Annotated in this window: 14 protein-coding genes and 1 riboswitch; of the genes, 5 read left to right on the forward strand and 9 right to left on the reverse strand. The window is 73.5% G+C overall.

Annotated features, from left to right (window positions below; all coding sequences use genetic code 11):
* Positions 1-17: 17 nt before the first annotated feature.
* The gene (locus ABZ719_RS30165) at positions 18-2,945 is read right to left on the reverse strand and encodes a GNAT family N-acetyltransferase (RefSeq protein ID WP_366728322.1); all 2,928 of its coding nucleotides are present in this window, start codon (positions 2,943-2,945) and stop codon (positions 18-20) included.
* A 203-nt stretch (positions 2,946-3,148) separates the two neighbouring features.
* Between ABZ719_RS30165 and ABZ719_RS30170 the strand changes: the two genes are divergently transcribed.
* Complete coding sequence (locus ABZ719_RS30170; RefSeq protein WP_030021209.1) at positions 3,149-3,430, forward strand: HPr family phosphocarrier protein; 282 nt, start codon at positions 3,149-3,151, stop codon at positions 3,428-3,430.
* 318 nt (positions 3,431-3,748) lie between these two features.
* Here the strand turns inward: ABZ719_RS30170 and ABZ719_RS30175 are convergent, their stop codons facing one another.
* The 4 genes from ABZ719_RS30175 to ABZ719_RS30190 all read right to left on the reverse strand — a co-directional run bounded on the left by ABZ719_RS30175 (position 3,749) and on the right by ABZ719_RS30190 (position 8,546).
* Positions 3,749-4,405 (reverse strand): GntR family transcriptional regulator, encoded by a 657-nt coding sequence (locus tag ABZ719_RS30175; protein ID WP_366728323.1) that lies wholly within the window; start codon positions 4,403-4,405, stop codon positions 3,749-3,751.
* A gap of 253 nt (positions 4,406-4,658) precedes the next feature.
* Positions 4,659-5,417: a M23 family metallopeptidase gene (locus tag ABZ719_RS30180; RefSeq protein ID WP_366728324.1), complete on the reverse strand. Its 759-nt coding sequence runs from the start codon at positions 5,415-5,417 to the stop codon at positions 4,659-4,661.
* 12 nt (positions 5,418-5,429) lie between these two features.
* Positions 5,430-5,590: riboswitch (cyclic di-AMP (ydaO/yuaA leader) on the reverse strand.
* A gap of 197 nt (positions 5,591-5,787) precedes the next feature.
* A complete protein-coding gene (locus tag ABZ719_RS30185) occupies positions 5,788-7,176 on the reverse strand; it encodes a pitrilysin family protein (RefSeq protein WP_366728325.1) in 1,389 nt (462 codons plus the stop codon).
* On the reverse strand, positions 7,173-8,546 hold the full coding sequence (locus ABZ719_RS30190; RefSeq protein WP_366728326.1) for a pitrilysin family protein: 1,374 nt from the start codon (positions 8,544-8,546) through the stop codon (positions 7,173-7,175). Before ABZ719_RS30190 ends, ABZ719_RS30185 begins: the two co-directional genes overlap by 4 nt.
* Positions 8,547-8,804: 258 nt before the next feature.
* Between ABZ719_RS30190 and ABZ719_RS30195 the strand changes: the two genes are divergently transcribed.
* On the forward strand, positions 8,805-11,267 hold the full coding sequence (locus tag ABZ719_RS30195) for a DNA topoisomerase IV subunit A (protein WP_366728327.1): 2,463 nt from the start codon (positions 8,805-8,807) through the stop codon (positions 11,265-11,267).
* Between the two features lie 256 nt (positions 11,268-11,523).
* On the opposite strand, the gene ABZ719_RS30200 is transcribed toward ABZ719_RS30195, so the two are convergent.
* Complete coding sequence (locus ABZ719_RS30200) at positions 11,524-12,585, reverse strand: GTP-binding protein (protein ID WP_366728347.1); 1,062 nt, start codon at positions 12,583-12,585, stop codon at positions 11,524-11,526.
* A 600-nt stretch (positions 12,586-13,185) separates the two neighbouring features.
* Here ABZ719_RS30200 and ABZ719_RS30205 point away from each other — a divergent pair.
* From ABZ719_RS30205 to ABZ719_RS30215, 3 genes are all read left to right on the forward strand, one after another.
* On the forward strand, positions 13,186-14,178 hold the full coding sequence (locus tag ABZ719_RS30205; RefSeq protein ID WP_366728328.1) for a sucrase ferredoxin: 993 nt from the start codon (positions 13,186-13,188) through the stop codon (positions 14,176-14,178).
* Between the two features lie 266 nt (positions 14,179-14,444).
* Positions 14,445-16,259 (forward strand): sensor histidine kinase, encoded by a 1,815-nt coding sequence (locus ABZ719_RS30210; RefSeq protein WP_366728329.1) that lies wholly within the window; start codon positions 14,445-14,447, stop codon positions 16,257-16,259.
* On the forward strand, positions 16,256-16,936 hold the full coding sequence (locus ABZ719_RS30215; protein ID WP_366728330.1) for a response regulator: 681 nt from the start codon (positions 16,256-16,258) through the stop codon (positions 16,934-16,936). Before ABZ719_RS30210 ends, ABZ719_RS30215 begins: the two co-directional genes overlap by 4 nt.
* 62 nt (positions 16,937-16,998) lie before the next feature.
* Here ABZ719_RS30215 and ABZ719_RS30220 read toward each other — a convergent pair whose 3' ends face one another.
* The 3 genes from ABZ719_RS30220 to ABZ719_RS30230 all read right to left on the reverse strand — a co-directional run bounded on the left by ABZ719_RS30220 (position 16,999) and on the right by ABZ719_RS30230 (position 19,925).
* A complete protein-coding gene (locus ABZ719_RS30220; RefSeq protein ID WP_366728331.1) occupies positions 16,999-18,054 on the reverse strand; it encodes an ABC transporter substrate-binding protein in 1,056 nt (351 codons plus the stop codon).
* A gap of 202 nt (positions 18,055-18,256) precedes the next feature.
* A complete protein-coding gene (locus ABZ719_RS30225; RefSeq protein ID WP_366728332.1) occupies positions 18,257-19,120 on the reverse strand; it encodes an ABC transporter permease in 864 nt (287 codons plus the stop codon).
* A complete protein-coding gene (locus tag ABZ719_RS30230; protein WP_037856737.1) occupies positions 19,110-19,925 on the reverse strand; it encodes an ABC transporter ATP-binding protein in 816 nt (271 codons plus the stop codon). The genes ABZ719_RS30225 and ABZ719_RS30230 overlap by 11 nt, the downstream gene beginning before the upstream one ends.
* Positions 19,926-19,977 lie beyond the last annotated feature (52 nt).

A 19,977-nucleotide genomic window follows, 5' to 3' on the forward strand; every position in this document is an offset into this window, starting at 1 on the left:
CGGTGCGGGGGATCCGGTCAGTAGGCCGGGAGGGTGCGCGGGCCGAGGTCGTCGCGGACGGGCGGGGGCGCGAGGCGCACGCTCGCGCCGAGCACGCTCAGTCCGCGCGGGGCGACGACGACCGGCTCCAGGGTGACCGCGACGACCTCGGGGTGGTCGTCGACCAGGCGGGACACCCGCAGCAGCAGTTCCTTCAGGGCAGGCGTGTCGACCGGCGCCGAGCCGCGCCAGCCGAAGAGGAGGGGGGCCGTCCGGATCGAGCGGATCATGGAGGTGGCCTCCGGGTCGGTGACCGGGACCAGGCGGTGCGCCATGTCGTCGAGCAGCTGGGAGGCGGCTCCGGCGAGGCCGAAGGAGAGCACCGCGCCGGCCGCCGGGTCGATGACGGCCCGGACGACGGTGTCGACGCCGCGGGGTGCCATCGTCTGCACCACCGGCCGCACTTCCTGGGGGCTGCCGAACAGGTCCGTCAATTCCGCGTAGGCGCGGCGCAGTTGTTCCTCGTCGGCGAGGTCGAGGCGCACGCCGCCCAGGTCGGCGCGGTGGCGCAGGTGCGGGGCGGTGGCCTTCAGGGCGCCCGGGTAGCCGAGGGCGCGGGCGGCTTCGGCGGCGGCGTCCGGGGTGGGCGCGGGGACGGCCCGGCGGACGTGGATCCCGTAGCGGCCGAGCAGCTCGCAGGTCTCCTCGGTGCCGAGGGTGAGGCCCTGCCCGCGCGCGAGGAGCCCGCCGATGAGGGCGGCGGCGCCCTTCTCGTCGATGTCGTCGTACTCGGGCACCTTGCCGGGTTCGGCCGCCTCGCGCCGCCACTGGCCGTACCGCACGGCCTCGGCGAGGGCCCGCACCGCGCGCTCGGCGGCGGGGTAGGCGGGGATGAGCCGCGGACCGCCGCCCGACGGGACGGGGGCGGGGGGCGCGGGGAGCGGTGCCGGGCGGAAGCCGGGCGCGGGGGGCGGGGCCGCGGAGGAGCCGGGGGGCGGGGCCGTCGGGGGGCCGGGGGCGGGAGGAACAGGCTGGGGCGGGGTGCCGTTGGGGTGCGGGCCCGTGCTGGCCGCGGCCGAGAGGGCCTCCGCGAGGCCGCCCAGTTCGACGTGGACCACGAGCACCGGTTTGCCAGGGGTCGCCTCGGCGGCCGAGCGCAGCGCCTCGGCCAGGGCCGCGTCCTCGGTCGCCCCCTCCCCCAGGGCCGGGATGGCGGTCACCACCACCGCGTCGCTCGTCTCGTCGGCGAGCGCCCGGGACAGCGCCGCCCGGAAGTCCTCCGCGGAGGCGGCCGTCGTGAGGTCCTGCGGCGGCTGCGGGCGCAGGCCCTCGGCCAGGCAGCGGTCGTAGGTGAGCACGCCCAGCGACTCGGAGTTGCCGAGGATCGCCACCCGGGGCCCGGCGGGCAGCGGCTGCCGGGCCAGCAGCAGCCCGGTGTCGACCAGTTCCGTGATGGTGTCCACCCGGATCACGCCGGCCTGCCGCAGCAGCGCGGAGACCGTGGCGTGCGGCAGCCGCGTCGCCCGGACCGCGTGCCCCTGGGGCGCCGAGCCGGCCCCCTGCACGACGACGAGCGGCTTCACCGCCGCCGTGCGCCGGGCGAGCCGGGTGAACTTGCGCGGGTTGCCGATGGACTCCAGGTACATGAGGGCGACGTCGGTGTCGGGGTCGTCGTACCAGTACTGGAGGACGTCGTTGCCGGAGACGTCCGCGCGGTTGCCGGAGGAGACGAAGGTCGACACGCCCGTCACCCCGGTCACCCCGCCGCCGCGCCGGTGCAGCCGGGAGAGCAGGGCGATCCCGATGGCGCCGGACTGGGCGAACATGCCGATCCGGCCGGGCCGGGGCATCTCGGGGGCGAGGGAGGCGTTCAGCCGGACCCGGGGCGAGGTGTTGACGATCCCGAAGGCGTTCGGCCCGACGATCCGCATGCCGTACGTGCGTGCCTGGCGCACCAGGGCGCGCTGGCGCTCGCGCCCCTCCGGGCCGCTCTCCGCGTACCCGGCGGAGACCACGACGAGTCCCTGCACGCCGTGCTCGCCGCACTCGGTGACCACATCGGGCACCTGTTCGGCCGGTACGGCGACCACGGCGAGGTCGACCGGCCCGTCGATCTCCCGCACCGAGCGGCGGGCGGGCACCCCGTCGATCTCCTCGCACTCCTGGCCGAAGGCGCGGTTGACGGCGTACAGCCGGCCGGTGAAACCGGCCTCGCGCAGATGGCCGAGGAGGGTGCGGCCCACGCCCCCGGGCGCGCGGCCCGTTCCGATGACGGCGACCGAGCCGGGTACCAGCAGCCGCCGCACCGAGCGCGCCTCCGCGCGCTGCTCGCGCGCGTGCTGCACGGCCAGCGAGCGGCCGGTCGGCTCGATGTCGAACTCCAGGCGTACGACGCCGTCCTCGAAGCTGCGCTTCTGGGTGTACCCGGCGTCGGTGAACACCTTGATCATCTTGTTGTTGGCGGGCAGCACCTCCGCGGCGAAACGGCGGATGCCGCGCTCGCGGGCGACCGCCGCGATGTGCTCCAGGAGGGCGGAGGCGACGCCGCGGCCCTGGTGGGCGTCCTGCACCAGGAAGGCGACCTCGGCCTCGTCGGCGGGCGCGGAGGCGGCGGACGCGGAGGCGGACGAGACGGCGGGGGCGGACACGGCGGCGGGCGCTCCGGCGGCGCCGAGGCGGTCGTAGCGTACGGTGGCGATGAACTCGCCGCCGATGGTGGCCGCGAGTCCCACCCGGTCCACGAAGTCGTGGTGCGTGAAGCGGTGGACGTCCTTCGCGGACAGGCGCGGGTAGGGCGCGAAGAAGCGGTAGTACTTGGACTCGTCCGACACCTGTTCGTAGAAGCTGACCAGCCGGTCGGCGTCCTCGGCGGTGATGGGGCGGATCCGCGCGGTGCCGCCGTCGCGCAGCACCACGTCCGCCTCCCAGTGGGCGGGATACTCGTGCCGGTCCGACGAGGTGCGCATGGGCCCCAGAGTACGGCTCGCGTCCGACAGCGGCGCGAGGCAGTCTGTGGAGCACCACGCGCGAGGACGCGCCCGGGCGGGCACCTGCCGGACCGAGGCCGCGGTCCGGCACCGCCGGGACACCGGTTGCGGTGCCGTCCGGGACGTGCTTCACGTATGGGAAACTGGTCTAGACAACCTGAAACACTGAAGGGCAGCATCACATGGCTGAGCGCCGCGTCAACGTCGGCTGGGCCGAGGGCCTCCACGCCCGCCCCGCTTCCATCTTCGTCCGGGCCGCCACGGCCGCAGGGGTCCCCGTGACGATCGCCAAGGCCGACGGCAACCCCGTCAACGCGGCCTCCATGCTGGCCGTCCTCGGCCTCGGCGCGCAGGGCGGCGAGGAGATCGTCCTCGCCTCCGACGCCGAGGGTGCGGACGCCGCCCTGGACCGGCTGGCCAAGCTGGTCGCCGAGGGTCTCGAGGAGCTTCCCGAGACCGTCTGACCGCTCACCGCGCACCGCGTGCCGGGCGTGGCCACGGCTCCGCCCGGCCGCCGCTCACCGGCCGCGGTGCCGCACGGCGCAGCGCACACGAAAGCCGCGTCGCCCTTTTCTTTCCGGGCGGCGCGGCTTTCGCGTGTTCCCGCGTTCCGGAAGAGTTCGCGCGCACAAAATCGCGATCGTGGCGCCCGGCGGAACGCGATCGGGCGCATACCGAGAACGCGACCGGACGCACGCCGGAAAAACGCGCGAATTCATGGTGCGCGAATAGCGGTCCGGTGCTTCTTCGGGTCGATTTCCTCTTTGTATACGGCAGCCTTGTTAATGCCGGACGCCCGAAGTGTTGACGGGACGTTTCGGGGCCCTCACACGCTGCGCGGCGGTGACCCGCTCCGTGTGCAGGGCGGTGAGCGCCCGGGCGCGCTCGGCGTCGCCGCGCGCCACGGCGTCCACGATCGCCCCGTGCTCGTCCCAGGCCTCGACCGGGTCGGCCGGGTCCGGCACCCCGTACATCCAGGCGATCTTGTACCGGAGCTGGGTCAGGACGGCGGTCAGCGCGGGACTGCCGCAGGCCTGCGCCAGGGTCTCGTGGAACCAGGCCGCCAGGGACCGCAGTTCCTCGCCGCCGCTGTCCGCCCGCTCCCGCCCCAGCCTGACCAGGCCGCGCAGCACCTTCAGATGGGCCTCGGTGCGCCGCTGGGCGGCCCGCGCCGCGCCCAGCGGCTCCAGCAGGAGGCGCATCTCCAGCAGGTCGGCGGCCTCCTGCCCGGTGGGCTCGGCGACACACGCGCCGGCGTGCCGGCGGGTCACGACGAAACCCTCGGCCTCCAGGGTGCGCAGGGCCTCGCGCACGGGCACGCGCGAGACGCCGTAGCGCCGGGCGAGGACCTCCTCGGCGAGCCGGGCACCGCGCTCGTGGACGCCGGCGACGATGTCGTCCCGGATCGCCGTGCACACCGAGTGCGCCGGAACGCGCATGACCGACCTCCGCATTGATCCCGTGGAACTCCGCGACGAACGCGTGTTCCGGCGACTCTATGACAATGCGCGGGAATTTCCGACCGCACGACGGAATCCGGGGTTATTTTTTGGTCAACGCGGAGCCCGGGAATACCGAAAACCCCGGCCGGGCGGCCGGGGTTTTCGGTGTCGTTCAGATGTCCGCGTGATCAGCGTCCACGTGTTCGGCGGTACGGGCCCTCGGACGGGCACGCCCTCGCAGGTGCCGCCGTCAGACGTGCACGCCGTGCTTGCGCAGGTAGGCGATCGGGTCGACGTCGGAGCCGTAGTCGGGGGTGGTGCGCGCCTCGAAGTGCAGGTGCGGGCCGGTGACGTTCCCGGTGGCGCCGGACAGGCCGATCTGCTGCCCCGGCGTGACCTGCTGGCCCACCGAGACACCGATGGACGACAGGTGCCCGTACTGGGTGTACATGCCGTCGGCCATCCTGATCACGATCTGGTTGCCGTACGCCCCGCCCCAGCCGGTCTGCACGACGGTGCCGACGCCGACCGCGTGCACCGCGGTGCCGCTCGCGGCGTGGAAGTCGATGCCGGTGTGCGAGCCGGAGGACCACAGGGAGCCACCGGTCTTGTAGCCGGTGGAGACGTACGAGCCGGTGATCGGCGGCACGAAGGTGTTGAGGCGCTCGCGCTCGGCCTCGCGGGCGGCCCGCTCCTTGGCCTCGCGCGCCTTCTTCGCCTGCTCGGCGGCCCGCTTGCGCGCGGCCTCCTCGGCCTGCTTGTGCCGGGCCGCCTCCAGCTGGGCGGCCGCCTGGGCGTCGACCCGCTCGGCGACGGTGTCGCCGAGGCTGACGACCGGGGTGAGGCCGGTGTCCGCGGGGGCCGGGGTCTCGGCGGCCAGGGCCGGCGAGGCGGCGAGGGTGCCGATGACGCCGGTGGTGGTGAGGGCCGCGACACCCGCCGCGCGGGCGGTGGTGCGCTGCACCCGGCCGGGACGGCGGTGCTTCCCGGTGGCGCGCGTGAACGCCATGTGGTGGCTGGTCCTTTCCTTCCCTCTCGCCTACCGGGTTAGCTGACGGGTTCGGAGCAGGAAGGTCTCCTACGGGCCCCGCGCGCGTGCGCGGCGCCCGATTCACCCCAGGGACTGCGTGGGTCCCCGGCTCCCCTGGCTCGCGCCGTACGGGGACTCGGCGATGACTGTCCGGTGCCGCGGGTGCGGCGCACTGCCCGACGAACAGCCGGACCGACGCTAGACGGGCCCGCTTTCCGATCCCAAACGGATCCGGGTTTTTGTAGCGCAGGCCACAGGGCAGAAGCGCAGCCACTCCCCCAATCCGGACATCACAGAGCCCTGGTGACGCGTCCGTCACCAGGGCCCCACGCGCGCGTGCCGGGCCGCGCTACTCGGCGGTGACGACGGTCACCGGGCCGATGCCGAGCGCCTCGACGGGCTCCTTGATCTGCGCCGCGTCCCCGACGAGCACCGTCACCAGCCGGTCCACCGGGAAGGCGCTGACGACCGCCGCGGTGGCCTCCACCGTGCCGGTCCCGGCGAGCTGCTGATAGAGCGTCGCCTGGTAGTCGTCGGGCAGGTGCTGCTCGACCTGGTCGGCCAGCGTGCTCGCCACGGCGGCGGCCGTCTCGTACTTGAGCGGCGCCACACCGACGAGGTTCTGCACGGCGACGTCCCGTTCGGCCTCGGTGAGGCCCTCGGCGGCCAGCTTGCGCAGCACGGTGAACAGGTCGTCCAGCGCGGGCCCGGTGTTCGGCGTGTCGACCGAGCCGCTGATGGCGAGCATCGCCGCGCCGGTGCCGTCGGGCGCGGAGCGCAGCACCTGGCCGAACGACCGCACCCCGTAGGTGTAGCCCTTCTCCTCGCGCAGGACGCGGTCCAGGCGGGAGGTGAGGGTGCCGCCCAGGCAGTAGGTGCCGAGCACCTGGGCCGGCCACACCCGGTCGTGCCGGTCGGGGCCGGTCCGGCCGATGAGCAGCTGCGTCTGGACGGCGCCGGGCCGGTCCACGATCACGACGCGGCCGGTGTCGTCGGCGGTGACCGGCGGCACGGGCCGCGGCTCGGCCCGCGAACCGGTCCAGGCGCCCAGGGTCTCGCCCAGCAGCTCGTCGAGGTCGATGCCGGTGAGGTCGCCGACGACCACGGCGGTGGCCGTCGCGGGGCGCACGTGCCGGTCGTAGAAGGCGCGGACGGCGGACGCGTCGACGGCGCCGACGGTGTCCTCCGTGCCCTGGCGGGGGCGCGACATGCGCGCGGTGGCCGGGAACAGCTCCTTGGAGAGTTCCTTGGCGGCCCGGCGGGAGGGGTTGGCCAGCTCGTGCGGGATCTCGTCGAGCCGGTTGCGCACCAGCCGTTCGACCTCGGACTCGGCGAACGCCGGTGCCCGCAGGGCGTCCGACAGCAGCCCGAGCCCCTTGGCCAGCCGGGAGGCCGGGACCTCCAGGCTGAGCCGTACGCCGGGGTGGTCGGCGTGCGCGTCCAGGGTGGCGCCCGCGCGCTCCAGTTCGGCGGCGAACTCCTCGGCGGAGTACTTGTCGGTGCCCTCGGAGAAGGCCCGCGCCATGATCGTGGCGACGCCGTCCAGGCCGGCCGGCTCGGCGTCCAGGGGTGCGTCGAGGAGCACCTCCACGGCGACGACCTGCTGGCCGGGGCGGTGGCAGCGCAGCACCGTCAGGCCGTTGTCCAGCGTGCCGCGCTCGGGGGCCGGGAACGCCCACGGCCGGGCCTCGCCCGCCTGGGGACGGGGGTGGAACTCCATGGTGGCCAGTTCGCTCACTTCGCCGTCTCCTCGGTGTCGTCGCCGGCCGCGGCGTCCGCGTCCGGTGCCTGCTCCTGTGCGTCGGGGGCGGTCGGCTCGTAGACGAGGACCGCGCGGTTGTCGGGGCGCAGGCGGGCCTTGGCGACCTCCTGGACCTCCTCGGGCGTCACCTCCAGGACCCGCTGGACGGCGGTCAGGGCGAGCTGCGGGTCACCGAACAGGACGGCGTAGCGGCACAGTTCGTCGGCGCGGCCCGCGACCGTGCCGAGCCGGTCCAGCCACTCGCGCTCCAGCTGGGCCTGGGCGCGCTCCATCTCCTCGGCGGTCGGGCCCTCCTCGGCGAACCGGGCCAGTTCCTCGTCGATGGCGGCCTCGATGACCGGCACCTCGACGTCGCCGGAGGTCTTCACGTCGAGCCAGCCCAGGGAGGGCGCGCCGGCCAGCCGCAGCAGGCCGAACCCGGCGGCGACGGCCGTGCGGTCGCGGCGCACCAGCCGGTTGTACAGCCGGGAGGACTCGCCGCCGCCGAGGACGGTCAGCGCGAGGTCGGCCGCGTCGCACGCGCGCGTGCCGTCGTGCGGGAGCCGGTAGGCGGCCATCAGGGCGCGGGCCGGGACCTCCTCCTCGACGACCTCGCGCAGCTGTTCGCCGATGACCTCGGGCAGCGAGCCGTCGCGGGGCTGCGGCTTGCCGTCGTGGGCGGCGATGGAGCCGAAGTACTTCTCGATCCACGCGAGGGTCTGCCGCGGGTCGATGTCGCCGACGACCGAGAGGACGGCGTTGTTCGGCGCGTAGTACGTCCGGAAGAACGCGCGCGCGTCCTCCAGGGTGGCCGCGTCCAGGTCCGCCATGGACCCGATGGGCGTGTGGTGGTACGGGTGGCCCTCCGGGTAGGCGAGGGCGGTCAGCTTCTCGAACGCGGTGCCGTAGGGCACGTTGTCGTAGCGCTGGCGGCGCTCGTTCTTGACGACGTCGCGCTGGTTCTCCATCGACTCGTCGTCCAGCGCGGCGAGCAGCGAGCCCATGCGGTCGGCCTCCAGCCAGAGGGCCAGTTCCAGCTGGTGGGCGGGCATGGTCTCGAAGTAGTTGGTGCGTTCGAAGCTGGTGGTGCCGTTGAGGGAGCCGCCCGCGCCCTGCACCAGTTCGAAGTGGCCGTTGCCCTTGACCTGGGCGGAGCCCTGGAACATCAGGTGCTCGAAAAGGTGAGCCAGGCCGGTACGCCCCTTGACCTCGTGGCGGGAGCCGACGTCGTACCAGAGGCACACCGCCGCGACCGGGGTCAGGTGGTCCTCGGAGAGCACCACGCGCAGGCCGTTGGCCAGGCGGTGCTCGGTCGCTGTCAGGCCGCCGGAGCCTGCCTCGGCTGTGGCCGTGTGACCCATGGGCATGTACGTCCCTTCGATCGCGGTGGCGGTCCGGGAACCGCCCTGTTCCTGCCGGTCCTGCCACTGTATGCAAGCGTGCGGACCGCTGGCGAAGTTCCCGCTCGCCGTACGCCGGGAGCGGAAGCGGATCGGGGCGGACGGGTCCCGCGCGCGGGGCGCGCGGGACCCTCCGGGGCGGGGTCCGGTCCACGTTGTCAGTCCGGCGGTCCACAATGGTCGGCGTCAGATCCCGTCACACGCTTCAGCAAGGAGCCGGCAGCGATGGCCCGCCGCAGCACGAAGACCCCGCCGCCCGACGACCCCTACGAGGAGAAGATCCTCGACATCGACGTCGTCGACGAGATGCAGGGCTCCTTCCTCGAGTACGCGTACTCGGTCATCTACTCGCGCGCCCTGCCGGACGCCCGGGACGGACTGAAGCCGGTGCACCGCCGCATCGTCTACCAGATGAACGAGATGGGCCTGCGCCCCGAGCGCGGCTACGTGAAGTGCGCCCGTGTCGTCGGCGAGGTCATGGGCAAGCTCCACCCGCACGGCGACGCGTCGATCTACGACGCGCTGGTGCGGCTGGCCCAGTCCTTCTCGATGCGTGTCCCGCTGGTCGACGGCCACGGCAACTTCGGTTCCCTGGGCAACGACGACCCGCCCGCCGCGATGCGGTACACCGAGTGCCGCATGGCCGAGGCGACGAGCCTGATGACCGAGTCGATCGACGAGGACACGGTCGACTTCGCGCCGAACTACGACGGCCAGGAGCAGGAGCCGGTGGCCCTGCCCGCCGCCTTCCCGAACCTTCTGGTGAACGGCGCGTCGGGCATCGCCGTGGGCATGGCCACGAACATGCCGCCGCACAATCTGGGCGAGGTCATCGCGGCGGCCCGGCACCTGATCCGTCATCCGAACGCGGACCTGGACGCGCTGATGCGGCACGTGCCGGGCCCCGACCTGCCCACCGGCGGGCGGATCGTCGGCCTGTCCGGCATCCGGGACGCCTACGAGTCGGGCCGCGGCACGTTCAAGATCCGCGCCACGGTCTCGGTGGAGACGGTGACCGCCCGCCGCAAGGGCCTCGTCGTCACCGAGCTGCCCTTCGCGGTCGGTCCGGAGAAGGTCATCGCCAAGATCAAGGACCTGGTCGGCGCGAAGAAGATCCAGGGCATCGCCGACGTCAAGGACCTCACCGACCGCGAGCACGGGCTGCGGCTGGTCATCGAGATCAAGAACGGCTTCGTGCCGGAGGCGGTCCTGGAGCAGCTCTACAAGCTGACGCCGATGGAGGAGTCCTTCGGCATCAACAACGTCGCCCTGGTCGACGGCCAGCCCCTCACGCTGGGGCTGAAGGAGCTGCTGGAGGTCTACCTCGACCACCGCTTCGAGGTCGTACGGCGCCGCAGCGAGTACCGGCGCGGCAAGCGGCGGGACCGGCTGCACCTGGTCGAGGGCCTGCTCACGGCGCTGGTGGACATCGACGAGGTCATCCGGCTGATCCGCTCCAGCGAGAACTCCGCGCAGGCCAAGCAGCGCCTGATGGAGCGGTTCTCGCTGAGCGAGGTCCAGACGCAGTACATCCTCGACACGCCGCTGCGCCGGCTGACCAAGTACGACCGTATCGAGCTGGAGGCGGAGAAGGACCGGCTCACCGCGGAGATCGAGGAGCTGACGCGGATCCTGGAGTCCGACGCGGAGCTGCGCAAGCTGGTCTCCAACGAACTCGCCGTGGTCGCCAAGAAGTTCGGCACCCCGCGGCGGACGGTCCTGCTGGAGGCGGGCGCCGTGCAGGTCGCGGCGGTGCCACTGCAGGTGGCGGACGACCCGTGCCGGGTCCTGCTGTCCTCGACCGGTCTGCTGGCCCGCACGGCTGACGACGGGCCCTTCCCGCGGGACACGGACGCCAGGCGGCACAAGCACGACGTGATCGTCTCGGCGGTGCCGGCCACGGCGCGCGGCGAGGTGGGCGTGGTCACGTCGGCCGGCCGCCTGCTGCGGGTGAACGTCGTGGACCTGCCCCAGCTGCCCCCGACGGCGGCGGCACCGAACCTGTCCGGCGGCGCGCCGATCGCGGAGTTCATCTCCCTGGACGACGACGAGACGGTGGTCTGCCTGACCACGCTGGACGAGTCCTCGCCCGGTCTCGCGCTCGGCACCGAACAGGGTGTCGTCAAGCGGGTGGTCCCCGACTACCCCGCCAACAAGGAGGAGCTGGAGGTCATCACCCTCAAGGAGGGCGACCGGATCGTCGGCGCGGCCGAGCTGCGCACCGGTGAGGAGGACCTGGTCTTCGTCACGGACGACGCGCAGCTGCTGCGCTACCAGGCGTCCCAGGTCAGGCCGCAGGGCCGCCCGGCCGGCGGTATGGCGGGCATCAAGCTCGCCGACGGCGCCAAGGTCATCTCGTTCACGGCGGTGGACCCGGCCGCGGAGGCGGTGGTGTTCACGGTCGCGGGCTCGCGCGGCACGCTGGACGACTCGGTGCAGACGACGGCCAAGGTGACACCGTTCGACCAGTACCCGCGCAAGGGCCGGGCCACCGGCGGTGTGCGCTGCCAGCGGTTCCTGAAGGGCGAGGACTGCCTGTCGTTCGCCTGGGCGGGCCCCACCCCGGCGCTGGCCGCGCAGAAGAACGGCAATCCGGCCGAACTCCCCGAGATCGACCCGCGCCGCGACGGCTCGGGCGTGTCGCTGCCGAAGACGGTGGCGGTGGTGGCCGGTCCCGCCTGGGCGTGAGGCCGTTCCGGGCCGGGCGGGGAGCCGTCCGGCCCGGGGCGGGAGCCCCACCGGTTTGCGGCCGGAGGGCGCTCGGGGCCCCTCCGGACCGGGTCGAATCCGTCCCGGTCGAATCCGTCCGCAGGCGGGTCGCGCCCGGCCGGCGCGGGGTGAGTCCGTCCCGGCGTGCGTCGAATCCGTCCGGGCGCGGGTCGCATCGGGCCTGGCGCCGGAGTGAGTCCGTCCGGGGCCGGTCTGAGGCCGTCCCGGGCCGGCCCTAGACGGGCGGGTCCTCGGTGGGTACGTCCTCCTGGCCGGGGCCCTGGACGTAACGCAGGACGCCCCACATGCCGTGCTCGTCGGCGTGCGGGGTGTCCGCCTCGCACGCCTGGAGTTCCTTGACGAGGCCGGGGACGTCGGTGCCGGAACCGATGAGCACGAGCTGGGTGCGGTGCGGTTCGCCGGCCGGCCAGGGCTCGGGGTAGAAGCGCAGGAACCGGCCCACGGCGTGCACGGCGTAGCGGTTGCGCGGGTCGTACGGGCCGAAGCCGACGTACCCCTTGATGCGGTAGAGCCCGTCGGGCCGGCTGTCCAGGAAGCGCATCAGGCGGCGGGGGTCGAGCGGCACGTCGGAGACGAAGGAGAGGCTGTCGTAGCCGGCGTGCAGATGGCCGGCGTGGTGGTCGTGGGCGTCGTCGGGGCCGTCCTCCCCGAAGGCACCCAGATCGTCGAAGGACAGCTGGCCGACGCGTTCCTCCCCTGGCCGGCAGTCGAACAGGAACTCGGGATCCACGCGGCCGTAGGAGGCCGGGACGACGGCGGCCCGGTCGACGAGGGACCGTACGGTGGCGAGCACCTGTTCGCCGTCGGCGGCGCGGTCGGTCTTGTTGACGACGACGAGGTCCGCGAGCGCGAGATGCCGGTCGATCTCCGGGTGCCGGGCCCTGGTGCCGTCGAACTCGGCGGCGTCGACCACCTCGACGAGGCCGCCGTAGACGACCTGGGGGTTCTCGCTGGCCAGCACCATCCGCACCAGTTCCTGCGGCTCGGCCAGCCCGCTCGCCTCGACGACGATCACGTCGATGCCGGCGCCGGGGCGGGTCAGCCGGTCCAGGTACTGGTCCAGCTCCCCCGCGTCCACGGCACAGCACAGGCACCCGTTGCCGAGGGAGACGGTGGAGTCGCCGAGCGCGCCCGCGACCGCCATCGCGTCGATCTCGATGGCCCCGAAGTCGTTGACGATCGCGCCGATCCGGCTGCCGCCGCTGTGGTGGAGCAGATGGTTGAGCAGCGTGGTCTTCCCTGCGCCGAGGAATCCGGCGAGCACGACGACGGGGATCTGGGCGCTGCCCGGGCGTCCGGCGGGCGGGGCGGTGGCCGGGGCCGCGACGGGACGCGGGTCCGGGTCGCGGTCCAGGGCCGGGTCGTGGTCCGGGTCCGGCTCGCGGTCCGGATCGCGGTCCGGGTCCGGGTACGGGTTCCGGAGCGGCTGGCTCACCGGGCGACCTCTCTCCCAACGGTGCGGTGCGCGCCCGGGGCGACGGGACCCGGGGCGGGCACGCGGACTGACTGCCGCACCAGGATACGAGCCGCTCACCGGCCGAAGACGGCGAGCGGCTCCCCCCGCGCGGGGGACCGTGGCGGCCCCCTGCGGGTCACGCCCTCCTGCGCGGGCACGCAACATCTGCCCGAGGCCCCCTGCTCCCCGCCGCGCGGGGGCCTTTCGCCGCGTCGGTACGGGCCTGCTCGTCGATGCGGCGCCTGGCGTCCTTCCAGGCGATCGGGAGGTGCGCGACGGGCCGGGAGCAGCGGCTGCGGCTGCGGCTGCGGCTGCGGCTGCGGCTGCGCGAGTGTCCGCACAGGGACTGACACGTCACGGCCAGGGTGCCGGGCGGGGCCGGACGGCCCGCAGGGAGCCCGCCGCAGTAGGCTCGCCCCTGTGAGTACGTGCGCGACCGCCTCCCGGCAGCTCGGCGAACCGTTGTCCGCCACCGCGCCCACGGCGGCCACGTGGCTGCTGCTGGAGCAGCCCGGCCCCTGGGGTGCCAAGGCGCTCACGTCCAGCCATCTGGACCCGGCCCTGGGACGCGCATTGGAGCGGGCGGCGCAGGGCACCGGCGTCCGGATCGCCCTCGTCCGCCGCCCCGGACGGCACGCCGACTGCCACACCCCTTCGATGCGGCATGTGTACGCGGCCCACACCCTGCCCGGAGCCACCTGGCTGCACGGCGCGGTGACCGCCGCCCCGGAACAGTTGCTGGACCTCGACTTCGCCGCCCTCGGCAGGGGTGACCACCACACCTTCGACACGGTCCTGACGGGCGAGCCGCACACAGGAGACCCGCTCGCCCTCGTGTGCACCAACGGCAGACGCGACCGGTGCTGCGCCCTGCTGGGCCGGCCCCTCGCTGCGGAACTCGCCTCCCGCGGGGCCGGCGGCACCTGGGAGGTCTCGCACCTGGGCGGCCACCGCTTCTCCCCCACCCTGCTCGTCCTCCCCCACGGGTACGCGTACGGCCGCGCCGAGGCCCACGCGGTCGAGGAGGCGCTGCGCGGCGTACGGGAGGGCCGGGTCGTCCTCGACGGCTGCCGGGGCCGCAGCGCCTGGGAGCGTCCCGCGCAGGCCGCCGAACTGACCGTGCGCGAGGCGGCCGGCGAGTACCGCGCCGACGCGCTGACCGTCGTACGCACCGCCCCTCTGGCCGGCCCCGGTGCACCGGACGCGGCCCGTGCGCCGGGCCCGGCGGACGCCGCACCGAGCTGGGAGGTGACCGTCGCCCACGTCGACGGACGCCGCTGGCACGTCACCGTGGCGCGGGGCACCGCGGGGCCGCCGCGCCCGGAGAGCTGCGGCGCGTCCGTGCTCGGCACGCCGGCCCGCATGGACGTGCTGGCCGTCCGCGAACTGGCGGTGCCCCGCCCGCACCACTGAGCCCACCGGAAGCCGCCGGGGCCACCGGTAACAGCCCGGGGAGAACCGGCCGGGAGAGGGAGCGGCGCGCGGGACGGGCTCGGCCTGGAGAGATGCGCACGGAATCGCCACGGGGCGGGAGAGCCTCGCGCGGAATTCGGCTCGGCCCGGACAGCCGCTCGCGGGAATCGGGCAGCCCGGACAGCCGCCCCGGGAATCGGCTGCGCCGGGAGATCCGCGCCACACCACCTGGGGCGGCCGCCGTCCCGCACCGTACCGTCATCCGCATGAGCACCACTGCCCCCGCACGCCGCCGCCGACTGGGCCTGCCCCGGCGGGCGTTCTCCCAGGTGCTGCTGACGCAGCTGGCGATCGCGGCGGGAGTCGCCGTCCTGGCGACCGGGCTGTTCCTCGCCCCGCTCAGCCACCAGCTGGACGACCAGGCGATGCGGCGCGCCCTCTCGATCGCCGAGACCACCGCCGAGAACCCGCAGATCGCCCGCGACCTCCAGCACACCCCGCCCAGTGCGAACGGGCCGGTGCAGCGGGAGGCGGAGCGGATCCGCAGCGCGACGGGGGCCGAGTACGTCGTGGTGATGGACCTGCGGGGCACACGCTGGTCGCACGCCGATCCGCAGCAGATCGGCAGGATCGTCTCGACAAGTCCCGAAGCCCCCCTGGCCGGCCAGAAGGTCATGCAGATCGACACCGGCACCCTCGGCCGCTCCGCCCGCGGCAAGGTGCCGCTCTACGACGACCACCACCACATCGTCGGGGCCGTCTCGGTCGGCATCGCCTACACGAGCGTCCGCGCCCGCCTGATCGACGCCATCCCCGGCCTGCTCGCGTACGCGGGCGGAGCCCTGGCCGTCGGCGCGCTGGCCGCCTGGCTGGTCTCCCGGCGGGTGCAGCGGCAGACCAGGGACCTGGCCTTCTCCGACATCGCGGCCCTGCTCGCCGAACGGGAGGCCATGCTGCACGGCATCCGCGAGGGCGTCGTGGCCCTGGACCGGGACGGCCGGGTGCGGCTGCTCAACGACGAGGCGCGACGGCTGCTCGGCATCGGTGACGAGGCCGTGGGCCGCTCCCTGGACGAGGCACTCGGCGAGGGCCGTACGACCGACGTCCTGGCCGGGCGGGTGACCGGCACCGACCTGCTCACCGTGCGCGGACAGCGGGTCCTGGTCGCCAACCGGATGCCCACCGACGACGGCGGCGCAGTAGCCACCCTGCGCGACCGCACCGAACTGGAACAGCTCGGCCGGGAACTGGACTCCACCCGGGGCCTGATCGACGCGCTGCGTGCCCAGGACCACGAACACGCCAACCGCATGCACACACTGCTCGGGCTGCTGGAGCTGGAGATGTACGACGACGCGGTGGAGTTCGTCGGGGAGGTGGTCGGCGACCACCGGGCGACCGCGGAGCAGGTCACCGAGAAGATCCAGGACCCGCTGCTCGCCGCCCTGCTCGTCGGCAAGGCCACGGTCGCGGCCGAGCGTGGTGTGGCGCTGTGGATCTCGGACCGCACGTGGCTGCCGGACCGGCTGGTCGACCCCCGGGGCCTGGTCACCGTCGTGGGCAACCTCGTGGACAACGCCCTCGACGCGGTGGCGGCCACGCCGCACGCGCGCGTGGAGGTCGAGCTGCTCACCCAGGGGCGCAGCGCCGTCCTGAGAGTCCGCGACACCGGGCCGGGGATCCCGGCCGAGCTGCGCGAACTGGTCTTCACGGAAGGCTGGTCCACCAAGCGGCCACCGGCGCACGGGAAGCGCGGCATAGGGCTCTCCCTGGTGCGCAGGCTGGCCGAGCGCCAGGGCGGGAGCGCGACGGTCGGCACGGCGCACGGCGGCGGCGCGGAGTTCACGGTGGTGCTGCCCGAGGCGCTGGAGGAGGGCGCGGCCCCGGCCCCCGCCGCCGCCCCCGCCGGGTCCCTCGCCCCCGCGGGGCCCGTCACCACCGGCGGGGCCGTCGCCGCCGGCGGGCCCCCCGTGTCCGGCCCAGCCACCGTCGCGTCCGGCACCGCCACCGTCGCGTCCGGCACCGCCGCCTCCCCCGCTTCCGCCGCTTCCGCCGCTTCCGCCGATGAGGAGGCACGGTGATCGAGGTTCTGGTCGTGGACGACGACACCCGGGTCGCGCGGGTCAACGCCGCGTACGTCGCCAAGGTGCCCGGCTTCCGCGTCGCGGGCCTGGCGCACAGCGCCGCCGAGGCGCTGCACCGGCTGGAGGCCCTGCCGTCCCCGGACCTGGTGCTCCTGGACCACCATCTGCCGGACCGGACAGGGCTCGAGGTGGTCGGGGAGATGCGCCGCCGCGGCCACCAGAGCGACGTGATCATGGTGACGGCGGCCCGGGACGTGGCGACCGTCCAGGCGGCGATGCGGCACGGGGCGCTGCAGTACCTGGTCAAACCGTTCACGTTCGCGGGCCTGCGGCCCCGGCTGGAGGCGTACGCCGCGCTGCGCCGCACCCTGGACGGCGGCGGGGAGGCCGAACAGGCCGACGTGGACCGCATCTTCGGGGCGCTGTCCGCGTCCGCGGCGCCAGGTCCGCCCCGGGCGCACTCCCCCACCACGGCCGGCCTCGTACGCCAGACCCTGATCCGGGCGGGCGCCCCGCTGTCGGCGCAGGACGTCGCCGACCGGACGGGGCTGAGCCGGCAGACCGCCCAGCGCTATCTGAAGCTGCTGGAGCACGCGGGGCGGGTCCGGCTGACCCTCCGGTACGGCGTCGCGGGCCGCCCCGAACACCGTTACGTGTGGGCGGCCCGCGTCTGAGGACACGGCTCACGGGGCGCAGGGGACGGAGTCCGTGCCCCTCCCGCGGCCGGGCACGGAGGTCAGCCGGTGGCCTTCTTGACGAACTCCGTCGTGAAGGTCTTGCTCAGGTCCACCTTGGCGTTCTTGATGGTGGGGTTGAACGCCTTGAGGACCTTCTCGACGGTCTCGGGACCGTTCGCCGGCATGACGCCGTCCGTGGTGAACATCGGCAGCGTGCTCTTGATGGCCGCCGCGTACAGGAGCTTGTTGCCCTGCGAGTAGTCGGCGGGCATCTTGTCGGCGATCTCGGTCGCGCTGTGGGTGGACATCCACTTGAGCGTCTTGACGAACGCGTTGGCCAGCTTCTGGACGGTCTCCTTGTGGCTGTCGACCCACTCCGTCTGCATGTACAGGCTCGACGACGGGTACGGGCCGCCGAGCGCCTCCTGCGAGCCCTCCGGGGTGCGCATGTCGAGGAGGATCTTGCCGGCCTTCTTGTCCAGGATGGTCGCGACGGTCGGGTCGGTGGTCATACCGCCGTCGATGGACCCCTTCTGCAGCGCGGAGATGAACGTCGGTCCGGCACCGACGGCGACCGGGGTGAAGTCGCTGACGCTCACGCCGTTCTTCACCGCGAGGTACTTGGTGAGGAAGTCGGTCGAGGAACCGAGGCCGGTGACGCCGAGCTTCTTGCCCTTGAAGTCCTTGGGAGAGGCGATCTCCCCCTCGGCCTTGGCGGAGACCACCTCCACCTCACCCGGCGCGTGCGAGAACTGCACCACGGACTCGATGTCCTTGCCCTTGACCTGGAGGTCGAGGGTGTGGTCGTAGAAGCCGACGGCGCCCTGGACCTGGCCGGAGACGAGCGCGGTCTCGGCCTGGACGCCGGCGGGCTCGCTGAGCAGTTCCACGTTCAGTCCCTCGGCGGAGAAGAAGCCGAGGCGCTGGGTGAGCATGGCGGGCATGTAGATGACCTTGTCCAGGCCGCCGACCATGATCTTGACGTGCTCGCCCTTGCCGCCGCCGCTGCCGCTGTCGGCCGCCGAGCCGGCCGCGTCGTTGGCGCAGGCGGTGAGGGAGGACAGGGCGAGCAGGCCGGTGGCGGCCGACGCCGCGAGTCTGGTGGTCTTGCGCATGACGGTTCACGTCCTAGAGGTGAGCGGTACGGGGCGGGGTGCGGGGAAGAGGGCGCCGGGCCGGACCGAGGGGCCGGCGGCTCGGTGCGCGGGCCTGCGGGCCCGGCGGAGTTGCGGGCTTGCGGACGCGCGGACCGGCGGACCGGCTGCGGGGCCTGTGGCACAGTGGCGTGGCCGTGGCTCAGCGGCCGGAATCGGCGGCTCAGTGACCGGAGTCGGCGGGCTTCCAGCGGAAGATGCGGCGCTCGGCGAAGGTGAGCAGCCCCTCGGCGACGAGGGCGACCGCGGCGAGGATGACCATCGCGGCGTACACACCGGCGGCGTTGAAGGTGCCCTGGGACTGCGCGACGAGCAGGCCGATGCCGTTGGTGGCGCCGATGTACTCGCCGACAATGGCGCCGATGAGGGCGAAGCCGAAGCTGACGTGGAGGCTGGTGAAGATCCAGGAGGTGGCGGACGGGATGACCACCTGGAAGGTGACCCTGCGGTCGCTGGCGCCGAGGATCCGCGCGTTGGCCACCAGGTTGCGGTCGACCTCGCGGGCGCCCTGGAAGGCGTTGAAGAACACCGGGAAGAAGACGAGGACGACGGCCGACGCGATCTTGGACATCGGGCCGAGCCCGAACCAGATCACGAAGATCGGGGCGAGCACGATCCTGGGGAGCGAGTTGAGCACCTTGATGTAGGGGCCGAGGACGTCCGCCAGGAAGGGGATGCGGCCCAGCGCGATGCCGAGGACGACACCGGCCACCACACCGAACACCCAGCCGATCAGTGCCTCGTAGAGGGTGTACCAGATCTGCTCGCCCAGCGAGCCGAGCGCGGTGCCGTGGGTGATCCACGTCCACATCTGGTCCCAGATCTTGGACGGCATCGAGAAGTTGAAGGGATCGATGACCTCCGCGCGGGAGAGCGCCTCCCACAGCCCGAGCACGGCCACCAGGAGCAGGACGCGGGCCGCGGTGACGATCACCTTCCGCTTGCGGGCGGCGCGCGCCCGGGAGTGCGCCCTGTCGGGCGTCTTGGCCGCCTCGGCGACCGGCGTGCTGAGTGTCTCAGGCGACATGGGCGGCACCTCTTTCACGGGTGATGCGGACCTCTTCGCCCAGGGACTCCCAGATCTCGCGGTAGATGTCGATGAACTCGCTCTGCAGGCGCACCTGTTCGACCTTGCGAGGCCGCGGCAGGCGGATGTCGAAGACCTGCTTCACGGTGGCCGGGCCGGCCGTCATCACGACCACCTTGTCGGCCAGCGCGATGGCCTCCTCCAGGTCGTGGGTGACGAAGACGACCGAGGAGCCCGTGCCCTCCCACAGCTCCAGCAGCTCGTCCGACATCAACGCCCTGGTCTGGACGTCGAGCGCCGAGAACGGCTCGTCCATGAGCAGGATCTCTGGGTCGTTGACGAAGGTCGCGGCGAGCGCGACCCGCTTGCGCTGGCCGCCGGAGAGCTGGTGCGGGTAACGGTCCTCGAAGGCGGCGAGTCCGACCCGGGCCAGCCACGCCCGCGCCTTCTCCTTCGCCTCCGCCTTGGGCACACCGCGGAAACGCGGCCCGGCCATCACATTGGACAGCACCGTCCGCCAGGGGAAGGTGGCGTCCTGCTGGAAGACGAAGCCGACCTTGCCGCCGACGCCGGTCACCGGCTCGCCGGCCACCAGCACCTCACCTTCGGTGGGCTCCTCCAGCCCGCTGACCAGCGTCAGCGTGGTCGACTTGCCACAGCCGGTAGGTCCCACCACGGCCACGAACTCGCCGCGCCGCACGGTGAGGTCGAGATCCCTCACCGCGGTGTGCAGGCCCCCCGAGGGGGTCCTGAACGTCTTGCTCGCGCCCCGTAGCTCGATGGCGGGGCTGGTGTCTGCGCTCATGACCCGGGACGGTAGATGTGGCCCCCGCCACAGCAGCAGTCTTCTGTTCGCA

This window comes from Streptomyces sp. NPDC006743 (assembly GCF_040703815.1).
Taxonomy (GTDB): Bacteria; Actinomycetota; Actinomycetes; order Streptomycetales; family Streptomycetaceae; genus Streptomyces.